The organism is Flavobacterium flavipallidum (genome assembly GCF_038289905.1).
Classification (GTDB): Bacteria; Bacteroidota; Bacteroidia; order Flavobacteriales; family Flavobacteriaceae; genus Flavobacterium; species Flavobacterium flavipallidum.
Genome location: NZ_JBBYHU010000004.1, coordinates 1 through 12,262 on the forward strand (window position 1 = coordinate 1; position 12,262 = coordinate 12,262).

The 12,262-nt window shown below is 34.2% G+C and carries 10 protein-coding genes; 2 read left to right on the forward strand and 8 right to left on the reverse strand.

What is annotated here, in order from left to right:
• Nucleotides 1-197: 197 nt before the first annotated feature.
• Together AAEO59_RS03025 and gcvP are read right to left on the reverse strand one after the other, a co-directional pair.
• Nucleotides 198-1,256 (reverse strand): 3-oxoacyl-ACP synthase III family protein, encoded by a 1,059-nt coding sequence (locus tag AAEO59_RS03025; RefSeq protein ID WP_341699276.1) that lies wholly within the window; start codon nt 1,254-1,256, stop codon nt 198-200.
• A 242-nt stretch (nt 1,257-1,498) separates the two neighbouring features.
• On the reverse strand, nt 1,499-4,348 hold the full coding sequence (gcvP, locus tag AAEO59_RS03030) for an aminomethyl-transferring glycine dehydrogenase (RefSeq protein WP_341699277.1): 2,850 nt from the start codon (nt 4,346-4,348) through the stop codon (nt 1,499-1,501).
• Between the two features lie 128 nt (nt 4,349-4,476).
• Here gcvP and AAEO59_RS03035 point away from each other — a divergent pair, with 128 nt between their 5' ends.
• Nucleotides 4,477-5,289: a UbiA prenyltransferase family protein gene (locus tag AAEO59_RS03035; RefSeq protein WP_341699278.1), complete on the forward strand. Its 813-nt coding sequence runs from the start codon at nt 4,477-4,479 to the stop codon at nt 5,287-5,289.
• A 51-nt stretch (nt 5,290-5,340) separates the two neighbouring features.
• On the opposite strand, the gene AAEO59_RS03040 is transcribed toward AAEO59_RS03035, so the two are convergent.
• The 3 genes from AAEO59_RS03040 to AAEO59_RS03050 form a co-directional block, all read right to left on the reverse strand.
• Nucleotides 5,341-5,706 carry a hypothetical protein gene (locus tag AAEO59_RS03040; RefSeq protein ID WP_341699279.1) on the reverse strand — a complete coding sequence of 122 codons (366 nt, stop codon included), beginning with the start codon at nt 5,704-5,706 and terminating at the stop codon, nt 5,341-5,343.
• Nucleotides 5,707-5,717: 11 nt separating this feature from the next.
• Entirely contained in the window at nt 5,718-6,062 is a 345-nt protein-coding gene (locus AAEO59_RS03045; RefSeq protein WP_341699280.1) for a hypothetical protein, read from the reverse strand.
• Nucleotides 6,063-6,451: 389 nt separating this feature from the next.
• Nucleotides 6,452-6,955: a GbsR/MarR family transcriptional regulator gene (locus AAEO59_RS03050; protein ID WP_341699281.1), complete on the reverse strand. Its 504-nt coding sequence runs from the start codon at nt 6,953-6,955 to the stop codon at nt 6,452-6,454.
• Between the two features lie 191 nt (nt 6,956-7,146).
• Here AAEO59_RS03050 and AAEO59_RS03055 point away from each other — a divergent pair, with 191 nt between their 5' ends.
• Nucleotides 7,147-8,265, forward strand: a complete 1,119-nt coding sequence (locus AAEO59_RS03055) for an ATP-binding protein (protein ID WP_341699282.1) — start codon at nt 7,147-7,149, stop codon at nt 8,263-8,265.
• Nucleotides 8,266-8,440: 175 nt separating this feature from the next.
• Here the strand turns inward: AAEO59_RS03055 and AAEO59_RS03060 are convergent, their stop codons facing one another.
• The 3 genes from AAEO59_RS03060 to purE form a co-directional block, all read right to left on the reverse strand.
• Nucleotides 8,441-9,409, reverse strand: coding sequence for an RES domain-containing protein (locus tag AAEO59_RS03060; protein ID WP_341699283.1), 969 nt, complete (start codon nt 9,407-9,409; stop codon nt 8,441-8,443).
• A 207-nt stretch (nt 9,410-9,616) separates the two neighbouring features.
• Complete coding sequence (locus AAEO59_RS03065) at nt 9,617-11,644, reverse strand: M3 family metallopeptidase (RefSeq protein ID WP_341699284.1); 2,028 nt, start codon at nt 11,642-11,644, stop codon at nt 9,617-9,619.
• Nucleotides 11,645-11,739: 95 nt separating this feature from the next.
• On the reverse strand, nt 11,740-12,219 hold the full coding sequence (purE, locus tag AAEO59_RS03070; protein ID WP_341699285.1) for a 5-(carboxyamino)imidazole ribonucleotide mutase: 480 nt from the start codon (nt 12,217-12,219) through the stop codon (nt 11,740-11,742).
• Nucleotides 12,220-12,262: the final 43 nt, after the last annotated feature.

A 12,262-nucleotide genomic window follows, 5' to 3' on the forward strand; every position in this document is an offset into this window, starting at 1 on the left:
TGTTTTTTAGCCGAAACTATATCTTGAAAAATCTCAAAAAGCAAAAATGACCGATAATGGATATCTAAAATCGGTCATTTTCTTTAATTTTTATTCAAAAGATAGATTACTTCTGAATGTGCCTAAGATAGATTCATAAAAAAAAAATCCACAATCGAAATTTCAATTGTGGATTTTTTTATGGATTTTAAAAATATTTAGTATCGATAGACAAATGCATTAATGTTCATTCCTGCTCCAACCGAAGCAAAAATAAGAATGTCGCCTTTGTTGATTTCATGTCCGTCTATTTTTTTATTTAAAATTAAATCGAACAAAGTAGGTACTGTTGCAACACTGCTATTCCCTAAATCATGAATACTCATAGGCATGATATCAGCCGGAGCTTCTTTGTCATATAATTTATAAAAACGATCTACGATAGCTTCGTCCATTTTTTCATTTGCCTGATGAATTAGGATTTTTTTAACCTGATCTATTGCAATACCACTTTTGTCTAAGCAACTTTTCATGGCAGCAGGAACATTGCTAAGAGCAAATTCGTAGATTTTTCGACCGTACATTTTGATGTAGTTAATGTTTTGGTCTAAGCCCGGATGGTATGATTTTCCGTTAAATAAAAATCCAACCTCTTCTTCAGTGTAAGAAGCACTTTCGTGTGAAAGCATTCCGGTTTCATTGTCAGAAGCTTCAATAATGGTAGCTCCGGCGCCATCAGAATAAATCATAGAATCTCGGTCATGATCATCAACTACTCTTGAAAGAGTTTCAGCTCCAATAACCAGACATTTTTTTGCCATTCCTGATTTGATAAAGGCATTAGCTTGTAGCACGCCTTCAACCCATCCCGGACAACCAAAGATAAGATCGTAAGCCACACATTTAGGATTTTTAATGCCTAATTTATGTTTCACGCGGCTAGCTAAACTTGGAATCATATCCGATTGATTGCTTCCAAATTTTACATCTCCAAAGTTGTGTGCAAAAATGATATAATCTAAGGTTTCAGGATCGATTCCTGAATTTTCGATAGCCTTTTGCGAAGCTAAATAAGCAAGGTCTGAAGTGGTGTGATGTGTTTCTGAATAACGTCTTTCTTCAATTCCGGTTATTGCTTTGAATTTTTTAATGATAACTTCATTTGATTGTTTGATGGGAGTACCATCATCGTTAAGAAATTGATGAAGTTCAAAGTATTTGTCGGAAATTATTCTTTCAGGTATGTAACTTCCTGTTCCTGTTATTTTTATGTTCATTAGTTGTATTCCGTTAAAAAAAGAAAATTGTAGCTTACTATTTCAAAAATAGTTGAAAAAAGTAAATGCTGTGTAATTGGCAAAAATACTGATATTTTTTTAAGAATATATAAAACTTTCTGCATTTAATATTTATTTATAAGAACTAATTTGATAATTAAATATTTACCCTTTTTTTGTGTCATCAAAAGAAAAGCCACGTGTAAAAACGTGGCTTTTCCTAAAATAGTATATTTAGAAGATTAACTCTCCATGTATGCTTCAATTGGCGCACAAGAACAAACTAAATTTCTGTCTCCGTAAGCGTCATCTACACGACGAACAGATGGCCAGAATTTATTATCAGCGATGTAATCTAGCGGATAAGCTGCTGTTTCTCTTGTGTATGGGAAATTCCAAATGTCTGCAGTTAACATAGCTAAAGTGTGAGGCGCATTTTTTAATACGTTGTTTTTATCATCGGCAGTAGCTGCTTCAATCTCTTTTCTTATCGCAATCATAGCGTCACAAAAACGGTCTAATTCCGCTAAATCTTCGGATTCCGTTGGTTCAATCATTAAAGTTCCTGCAACCGGGAAAGAAACTGTTGGAGCGTGGAAGCCGTAATCCATTAAACGTTTAGCAATATCACCCACTTCAATTCCGTTTTCTTTAAATGCACGACAATCTAAGATCATTTCGTGAGCTGCTCTTCCGCATTCTCCTGTGTAAAGAATGGGGTAGTGTCCTTCAAAACGTGCTTTCATGTAGTTAGCATTAAGGATAGCGTGTTCGGTAGCGCTTCTTAATCCTTCAGCTCCCATCATTGTGATGTAACCGTAAGAAATTAAACAAACTAAAGCTGAACCGTAAGGAGCAGAAGAAATAGCTGTAATCGCTTGCTCTCCGCCAACATTTAAAATTGGGTTGGTTGGTAAAAACGGAACTAATTTTTCGTTTACACAAATTGGTCCTACACCAGGTCCACCACCACCGTGAGGGATAGCGAATGTTTTGTGTAAGTTCAAGTGGCAAACATCAGCACCAATGGTAGCAGGGTTTGTTAAACCTACTTGTGCATTCATGTTAGCTCCATCCATATAAACTAATCCTCCGTTTTCGTGGATTAATTGTGTGATTTCAATGATAGTTGATTCGTAAACTCCGTGAGTTGAAGGGTAGGTTACCATTAAACAAGATAAATCATCTTTGTGTTCAATAGCTCTAGCTCTTAAATCTTCAACGTCAATGTTTCCTTCCGGAGTGGTTTTAGTAACGATAATTTTCATACCAGCCATCGCAGCAGAAGCAGGGTTTGTTCCGTGAGCCGATGAAGGAATCAAACATACATTGCGGTAACCTTCGCCACGAGACATGTGGTAAGCACGGATGGCCATTAAACCGGCGTATTCTCCCTGAGCTCCAGAGTTTGGTTGTAGCGTTGTGCCAGCAAATCCAGTGATTACGTTCAATTGTTGCTCTAATTTTTTAAGCATCGTGATGTAACCTTCTGCTTGTTCGATTGGAGCGAATGGGTGAATGCTGTTCCAGTTTGGCATTGATAATGGCAACATTTCAGAAGCAGCATTTAATTTCATAGTACAAGAACCTAAAGAAATCATAGAGTGATTCAATGATAAATCTTTGCGCTCTAATTTTTTGATATAACGCATCAACTGACTTTCTGAATGATGGTTGTTGAAAACCTCATGCGTTAAGAAAGAAGATGTTCTTTCTATAGAAGTTGGCAATTGACTTGCAGTTGCTAATTCAGTAACTATAAAAGTTTCTTTTCCTGTAGCTTCAGCAAAAATGGCGATGATTTGGTTGATGTCGTTGATAGAAGTTGTTTCGTTGAATGAAATCGAAATCGTTTCTGCATCAACATAGAAGAAGTTTACTTCGTTTCTTTCAGCAACAGCTTTTACTTTTTGAGCATCCGCTTTTACTAAAATGGTATCAAAGAAAGCGGTGTTCGTTTGGTAAACTCCTAATTTGTTTAAGGTATCAGCCGCAGTAACAGCCGCAGCGTGTACTTTGTTTGCGATATATTGTAATCCTTTTGGTCCGTGGTAAACCGCATACATTCCAGCCATAACCGCTAGTAAAACCTGAGCAGTACAGATATTTGAAGTTGCTTTTTCACGTTTGATATGTTGCTCACGAGTTCCTAAAGCCATACGTAAAGCGCGATTTCCATTAGCATCGATAGAAACACCAATGATACGACCCGGCATAGAGCGTTTGTATTCTTCTTTAGTTGCGAAGAAAGCTGCGTGAGGTCCTCCGTATCCCATTGGAATACCAAAACGTTGTGTTGTACCAACAACAACAGCAGCTCCCATTTCACCTGGAGAAGTTAGGGTTGCTAATGATAAAATATCAGCAGCAACAGCAACTTTAATTTCGTTTTCTTTTGCTTTAGCGATAAAAGCGGAGTAATCGTTTACTTGACCGTATTTTCCAGGGTATTGTAAAATAGCTCCGAAAAATTCATTTGAGAAATCAAAAGTTTCGTGGTTACCCACTACTAATTCAATCCCGATTGGTGTAGAACGTGTTTGTAAAACCGATAAAGTTTGAGGCAGGATTTCTTCAGAAACGAAGAATTTACAAACATTGTTTTTCTTTTGGTCACGTGTACGAACGTCAAATAATAACGACATGGCTTCGGCAGCTGCTGTACCTTCGTCAAGTAAAGATGCGTTTGCGATTTCCATTCCTGAAAGTTCTGTAACTACCGTTTGGAAGTTTAAGATAGCTTCTAAACGTCCTTGAGCGATTTCTGCCTGATAAGGTGTGTAAGCTGTGTACCATCCTGGATTTTCAAAAATATTTCTTTGAATTGGAGCTGGGACAATAGTTGGGTGGTACCCTAAACCAATATATGATTTGAAAACTTTGTTTTTTTTGCCTAATTCCTGAATGTGGTTAGCATATTCATATTCGGTCATTGCAGGATCAAGAATTAAATCTTGTTTTAAACGAATTCCGTCGGGAAAAGTTTCATAAAGTAATTGGTCCATATTAGTAACACCAATTGTTTTGAACATATGTTTTAGGTCAGTTTTTCTTGGCCCGATGTGTCTTAAAGCAAAAGCATCTGTTTTCATGAAAGTTTTGTAAATTTTTGAGGTGCAAAAATAAGTATATTTCTCTTTCTATTCATTGTTTTACGATTGATTTTATTTGTTTTATGAATAATTTATAATTTTGATAGTGAAATAATTACTTTTGTTAGATGATTCGTATTCAAAGACTTTTTGATTTTTACCTTAAATCCAGCATTCACGTAGCTTTATCGGTTTATGCTTTGGTACGAATGACTCAATTTATGTTTGGGATTCCTTATGATAAAGCCATGGCTTTTTTTGCTTTTTTTGGAACTATTGTAGGATATAATTTCGTAAAATATGATGCTTTGGCCAGAGCCAAAAAAAGAATGATGCGAAACGAGTTAAAATTGATCGCCGCATTAAGTTTTTTGTCGTCTCTGGCGGTGGCTTTTTGCTTTTTTCAATTGGAACGAATTACCCAGATGGTCGCTGTTATTGTTTTGATACTCACTTTGCTTTATACGCTTCCTTTTTTTCCAAATCGGAAAAATGCCCGAAACTGGGCGGGTGTCAAAATTTACATTGTTTCGCTGTGTTGGGTAGGAGTGACTTTGATGTTGCCATTGGTTAATGCACATCAGGATTTAGGTCATGATTTTTTTATCAAATGTGTACAGCGTTTTATATTGGTTTTCGATTTGATTTTGGTTTTCGAAATTATCGATTTGAATAACGATGATCCGCATCTTAAAACTGTTCCACAGCAAATTGGCGTAAAGCGCACCAAATTATTAGGATTACTGTTGCTTGTGCCATTTTATTTTCTGGAGTTATTAAAAACTAATTTTATCCAAAAACAGTTGGTAGTCAATTTGATTTTAGTCCTCGTGCTTTCTATCTTTTTGGTTTTTTCCAATGAAAACAGGTCTAAATATTATTCTTCTTTTTGGGTAGAAAGTATTCCAATTGTTTGGTGGTTGATGGTTGTTTTCCTGTAAAAATAAAAAAAACCGAAGCATTCTAGCTTCGGCAATTTGTTAATTCCATTTTTAAGCTTCGATAACTTCCCTGGCTTTTCTTTTTCCTCTAAAGAAAAAATATAAGTTCAGAAAAAGCATAATTCCCAGATAAATGGCAAAGCCTCCAATTTTATAACTCAGTTTTTCTATGAGTTCCTGATAAGTGTTATTGTATAAATACATTTGAAGAATCATTAGGGCAAAGCCTAAATTCAATAAGTAAAAACCTGTTTCAAAAAGTTTATTAGTTGCTGTAGCAATTTCTTCACGGCCTTTAAAAATATCCATCATATACACTTTACTGTTTTTAAAAAGCGTTTTAGATACATAATAGGTTAGAAATAAAGCGACTGGCAAATAAATGGCATATCCGATAAGAATTTTAGTTGTTTCCATAGTTACAATATTTAGATTAATTTTTTGATATATTTCGTTAGTATGATGATATTGATGTAATGCATAGCTGCAATGATACATATTATTAGTGCCGTTTTACTGGCAAGAATTTCAATTAATTGTGTCCAAGTGTGAATTGTATTCCACGAAATTAACGTCATAGCACAGTAACCAAGATTTAGTAAATAGTAACCAATTAATAAGATTTGATTGATTTTTTGACATAAATCCTTATGATCCGGAATCAGTTCATTTACATACACAGTACCATTGTCAAAACATATTTTGCCCACTTTTAAAATAATGAAAGCAGTTATGAGCAAGTAAATACTATATGCAATAATGTTGAGGTTCATTTTTTTGCTTTTGTATAAATAATTATTGATAGATATATGCAAAGAATTGGAGGAATTGAGAATAAGATATATGTTAATTTATCTGTGTAAAATATGTTTTCATTATAATACCATAGGCTGAAAAATGTTATTACAGATAAAAAATATATTTTAATGTTGATGTCTTTTTTGAATTTATACCAATAAACAAAGCCAATAATAATCTGCAAGAAACCAGTCAACATTGTAGAATATGCAGATAAATAAAAGCCGATTTCATTGATAAAATCGTAGGTCAAAAGTAGTAGGGGTATTGCTATGGCGATGAGATTAATTTGTTTTATAGTTTTCATAATTATTAAATATTTTAAACTTTCAGAAAAAAATGAAAGTTTTGATTAAAAAAGAGTTTATTTCATAAACTTGATTAATAGTTGTGTCAACCAATTATCCTTGTATTCAGTGATTTTGTCCAAAACATTGTCTGCTTTTAAAACAAAATCATACAATTTTGTAGTTTGATCCACAAAATGTTTTTCTTCCTCTGTAGAGTTTGCTTCAATAGAAGAAACTTCTTTAAGTACTTTCAAAGCAGGTTTGATTTCTCTTTTGCTTCGCTCTCTTGAGATTTTTACAGCCAACTCGTCCAAGTCTTTTTCGGCGGTAAAAAACTCTCTTCTCTCACCGGCTTTGTATTCTTTGTAAACAATACCCCAATCCATCAAAGCTCTCAAATTCATACTGGCATTACCACGGGAAATTTGCAATTCCTCCATAATATCTTCCATTGAAACCGCTTCATTCGAAACCATCAATAACGCATGAATTTGCGCCATGGTTTTATTGATGCCCCATTGTGAGCCTAAGGCTCCCCAGGTTTGTACGAATTTATTTTTTGCTTCTTTGAATTCCATGATGTAAAAGTAAATAAAAGTTTTTAAACTTTCAAAAAAAAATGAAAGTTTATTTTTGAGAAGTGTAAAACTATTAAATTGGTGAATACATTCACCGAAATAACTATTAAATTGGTGAATATATTCACCGAATTTAGTATAAAATTGGTGAATAGAAAATATTTTGTATACCTTTGTTTAAAATTATAGTTATGATTAACAGAGAGTTGTTGTTAAATATTAAAGAAAAACTAAACAAAGGAAAGGCAATTTTGCTAATTGGTCCTCGACAAGTAGGTAAAACGACCTTGATAAATACCTTATTGAAGGATGTTTCTTTTCTTTTTTTGGATGGTGATGATGCAGTTGTGGCTGATATTTTGGCAAATGCAAATACGGAGGCTTTAAAAAATATCATTGGTAATTTTAAGTATGTTTTTATTGATGAGGCGCAACGTATTCCCAATATTGGTTTGAAATTAAAAATTATCGTTGATCAGATAAAAGATGTTCAGGTAATCGTGAGTGGTTCTTCGGCATTTGATATTAATCATCTTACTCAGGAACCATTAACGGGACGCAAATTTGAATACCATTTATACCCTGTTTCCTGGAATGAATTTGAAAATAATGTTGGGTATATCAAAGCCCATCAACAATTGGAGTTACGATTGCTGTACGGCATGTATCCCGATGTGATTAATAATTTTGGGAATGAGTACGAAATCTTGAAAAATTTGGTTTCTAGTTATTTGTATAAAGATGTTTTAAGTTTGGCGGGAATCAGAAAGTCAGATGTTTTGGAGAAGATCTTGCAGGCTTTGGCTTTTCAGGTGGGGAATGAGGTGAGTTATAATGAAATTGCCCAAATCGTTGGAGTGGATAAAAATACCGTTAATAATTATATCGATTTGTTGGAGAAAGTTTTTGTGGTTTTTAGATTAAATAGCTATAGCAAAAACTTGCGAAATGAGATAAAAGCTAATCGGAAAATTTATTTTTATGATAATGGGGTGCGAAATATGTTGATTGGGAATTTTAATAGTTTTGAATTGAGGCAGGACAAAGGAGCGCTCTGGGAGAATTTTTTGGTTTCAGAGCGTATGAAACAATTGGCATATTCTAATAGTTTGGCGAGACCTTATTTTTGGCGTACTACCGCACAACAAGAAATAGATTATATTGAAATTACCGCCGATGATGTAAGTGCTTTTGAATTCAAATGGTCGCCTACTAAAAAAAGTAAATTGCCTAAACCTTTTGAAGAAGCCTACAATCCGTCTTTTTTGGTGGTAAATAAGAATAATTTTAGAGAGTTTTTAAAGGTTTAAAAATGTAAAAACCGCCTCGTTTAACAACGAGACGGTTTCTATCTGTATTCTGAAATCTTTTTAAATCAATCCCGCTCTTCTTAATAAAGCATCTGGTTTTGGTTCCAGACCTCTAAAACGTTTGTATAGCGTCATTGGGTGTTTCGTGCATAATCTTCATGCGAAAGGAATCGCGTTAAATTTCAGTCAATTCAAATTTTCCAAAATCTGCAGCTGCAGCTTCTTTAAAATTTTCATCTTTCATGTCATTACTCCATAAGATTGCATTTTTGCTCACTTGGCCATATTGGTGAAAAGTTAGAGAATATTGTTTTGTTGTTAAATTGTAATTTTGGAGAGATACGACATAAATCCTATTAAGTTTCATATTATTCATGACAAAATTTGGATTTATTGCCATATTAACTTCATTTCCTTTGCTCTGTACACTAGGATACATTATGATATCACTACCAAAGTTACCTTTGACATAAAGTCGTCTATGAGCTAATGCTGCAGATAATGAATAGTTATTGTCTGAAATAAATTGTTGGTCTAAGAACTTTAAATATTCAATTGTTCCTAATACTTGTTCATCAGTAATTAGTCCCTCAAATGTTTTGTCTATATTTTGTTTTAAGTCTTTATTGAAACCATGATAAAGACTCTCTTTTGTTAAGCCATTTTTTAAGAACGTTTCGAAATAAAAATTATCTTCATTAGGAATAATACTCCATGAAGAAAGATAAATCTTTTGATTACTAAAGTCAGATGTTCGAAGTACTTCAAGCATTGCAACTAATGGGCTGTTTGATGCATAAAAAACAGGATGTTTTGGGAAATTACATCTACCCATAGTTGTGAATGGGATTGGTGGATTTGAAAATTCAGCAAAAAGTTGGTTGTTTTTTACTTGTTCGACTTCTCTTGCTCTGAAAATTGGAAAGTCAATTTTTTCTTGTGAAATCGAGCGTATTAAATTTGGGAATGGACCAAGTTTTGAGGTAAGAATTTTGTGGATTTTTTCAACAAAATAATCAATATCATCTTCTTCAGTAAATTTTGGCCAATTGTAGTTTTTTAACTCATCAATTCCAGCAACTACTTTGTCAACTGAAAATATACTTTTAGCACTTTCTGTAGTGATATTATTGATTTTTTTCATTAATTTATTTTGCGTTCCGAGCAATTACTACTAACCCGTTTATATACGTATAAATTGAACTAGTTATATTCTTTAATGGAATATTAAGCGTACATTTCTGGTCAAATTTATGCATATTATTTTTCCGATACAATATGAAAATGAAAAACCGTCTCGTTGTAAAACGTGACGGTTTTTATCTGTATTCTGAAGAGCGTTTTCTACGTTCTAAATCAACCCAGCTCTTCTTAATAAAGCATCTGGTTTTGGTTCCTGACCTCTAAAACGTTTGTACAAAGACATCGGGTTTTCTGTACCACCTTTGGACAATACGTTGTCTTTGAATTTATCAGCAATTTCTTTATTGAAAATGCCATTTTCTTTGAAATATTCAAAAGCATCCGCATCGAGAACTTCCGCCCATTTGTAGCTGTAATATCCCGATGAATAACCACCTTGAAAAATATGAGAGAAAGCGGTACTCATGGAGTTTTCTTTAACATCTGGATACAATTGAGTGTTTTTAAACTGCTCTGTTTCGAAAGCTTTTAAATTCGTAATATTTGTTGGATCTTGTCCATGCCAAGCCATGTCTAACAATCCAAAACTTAGTTGTCTCAACGTTGCCAATCCTTCTTGGAAACTTGCACTTTCTTTGATTTTTTCTACATATTCCTGCGGAATCACCTCACCAGTTTGATAATGTGTTGCAAATAAAGCTAAGGCTTCCGGCTCATAGCACCAGTTTTCCATTACCTGAGATGGCAATTCTACAAAGTCCCAAAAGACTGAAGTTCCGGATAAACTTGGGTAAATTGTGTTGGCCAACATACCATGCAATCCGTGTCCAAATTCGTGAAACAAAGTTGTTACTTCGTTAAAAGTCAATAAAGATGGTTTGGTTTCGGTAGGTTTGGTAAAATTACAAACGTTCGAAATATGCGGTCTTTCGTTTACGCCATCTTTTACATATTGCGACTTAAAAGAAGTCATCCAGGCACCATTGCGTTTTCCTTTTCTCGGGAAGAAATCGGCGTAGAAAATAGCAACTAAATTGTTTTTCTCATCAGTAACTTCATACGTCATTACTTCGTCGTGGTATTTGTCAATATCAAATACTTCGGTAAAAGTCAATCCAAATAATTTATTGGCAATGGTAAAAGCACCATTCAATACTTTTTCCAATTGGAAATAAGGCTTTAATTTTTCGTCATCTAAATTAAAAAGCTGTTGTTTTAATTTTTCAGAATAATAAGCGCCATCCCATTTTTCCAATTGCTCGATTCCGTGCATTTCTTTTGCGAAAGCGGTCAATTGCTCAAATTCTTTAACAGCAGCAGGTTTGGCTTTAGTCAATAAATCATTTTCAAAAGCCATTACTTTTTCCGGACTTTGAGCCATTCTTTCTTCCAAAACAAAATGTGCATGAGTAGCATATCCTAATAAATTGGCTCTTTGGTGACGTAGTTTTACGATTCTTAAAACGATTGCTTCGTTGTTATATTCATTGTTTTGAAATCCTTTTGAACCAAAAGCAATTGCCATTTTTTTACGCAATTCTCTGTTGTCGGCATAGGTCATAAACGGAAGATAACTAGGATGATCTAAGGTGAAAATCCAACCTTCTTTTTCTTGGGCTTTCGCCAAAGAACGAGCTGCTTCAATAGTACCTTCCGGTAGTCCGGCTAATTCTTTTTCATCTGTTATATGCATTTGGAATGCATTGGTTTCAGCCAAAACATTTTCGCCAAATTGCAAACTCAATTTTGATAATTCTTTGTCGATTTCGCGCAATTGATTTTTTTCCTCGTCGGCTAAATTAGCTCCGTTGCGGGAAAAACTTTTGTATTTTTTATCTAATAAAGTACTTTGTTCCGGTGTCAGACTTAAACTGTCTTTTTGCTCATAAACGGTTTTGATACGAGCAAATAAATCTGGGTTTAAGGTGATGTCATTACTGAATTCTGAAAGTAATGGCGAAACTTCCTGAGCGATTTTTTGCATTTCGTCATTGGTTTCCGCCGAATTCAGATTGAAAAAAATACTGGAAATTCGATCCAAAGTAGCTCCTGCATAATCCATTGCTTCGATAGTGTTTTCAAATGTAGGCGCTTCAGGATTATTGACGATTGCATCAATTTCAGCTTTTGCCAAAGCAATTCCTTCCTGAAAAGCAGGCAGGTAATCTTCGTTTTTTATTTGCGAAAAAGGTGCTGTATTGTGTTTAGTATCGAAATATTGGGTTAAAATACTCATGTAGGTAGTTTTTAAATTGATAAGTGTTCAGCTTTTAGGGTTCAGACCAAATAGAACTGAATACTAAAAACTGAACACTGAATACATTTTTTTATTTATTTCAAACTTTCAGAAGCTTTGATAACCGCTTCTTTAAGGCTTTCTTTGTAAGCTACAATTTTGTTTAATACTTCTGCATTAGCACTTCCGATGATTTGTGCTGCTAAGATTCCGGCGTTTTTTGCTCCATTCAAAGCTACAGTTGCAACAGGAACACCACCCGGCATTTGTAAAATTGATAAAACCGAATCCCAACCATCGATAGAATTGCTTGATTTTACAGGAACTCCAATTACAGGAAGTGGTGACATAGAAGCGACCATTCCCGGTAAGTGCGCTGCACCACCAGCTCCGGCAATAATGACTGCAATCCCTCTTTTGTGAGCATTATTGCTAAAATCGAAAAGTTTTTCTGGTGTACGGTGCGCAGATACAATATCTACTTCGGTTTCGATTCCAAATTCTTTTAATATGTTGATGGCATCCTGCATCACTGGCATATCAGAGATGCTTCCCATAATTACGGCTACTTTCATTTTTTATTTATTTTGTTTTAGGTTTAAAGTTTAAAGTTTCAGA

Coding starts and splice junctions, on each gene's coding strand:
- AAEO59_RS03065 (WP_341699284.1), bottom strand. CDS start 11,644: ATGAGTATTTTAACCCAATATTTCGATACTAAACACAATACAGCACCT.
- AAEO59_RS03050 (WP_341699281.1), bottom strand. CDS start 6,955: ATGGAATTCAAAGAAGCAAAAAATAAATTCGTACAAACCTGGGGAGCC.
- purE (WP_341699285.1), bottom strand. CDS start 12,219: ATGAAAGTAGCCGTAATTATGGGAAGCATCTCTGATATGCCAGTGATG.
- AAEO59_RS03055 (WP_341699282.1), top strand. CDS start 7,147: ATGATTAACAGAGAGTTGTTGTTAAATATTAAAGAAAAACTAAACAAA.
- gcvP (WP_341699277.1), bottom strand. CDS start 4,348: ATGAAAACAGATGCTTTTGCTTTAAGACACATCGGGCCAAGAAAAACT.
- AAEO59_RS03060 (WP_341699283.1), bottom strand. CDS start 9,409: ATGAAAAAAATCAATAATATCACTACAGAAAGTGCTAAAAGTATATTT.
- AAEO59_RS03045 (WP_341699280.1), bottom strand. CDS start 6,062: ATGAACCTCAACATTATTGCATATAGTATTTACTTGCTCATAACTGCT.
- AAEO59_RS03035 (WP_341699278.1), top strand. CDS start 4,477: ATGATTCGTATTCAAAGACTTTTTGATTTTTACCTTAAATCCAGCATT.
- AAEO59_RS03040 (WP_341699279.1), bottom strand. CDS start 5,706: ATGGAAACAACTAAAATTCTTATCGGATATGCCATTTATTTGCCAGTC.
- AAEO59_RS03025 (WP_341699276.1), bottom strand. CDS start 1,256: ATGAACATAAAAATAACAGGAACAGGAAGTTACATACCTGAAAGAATA.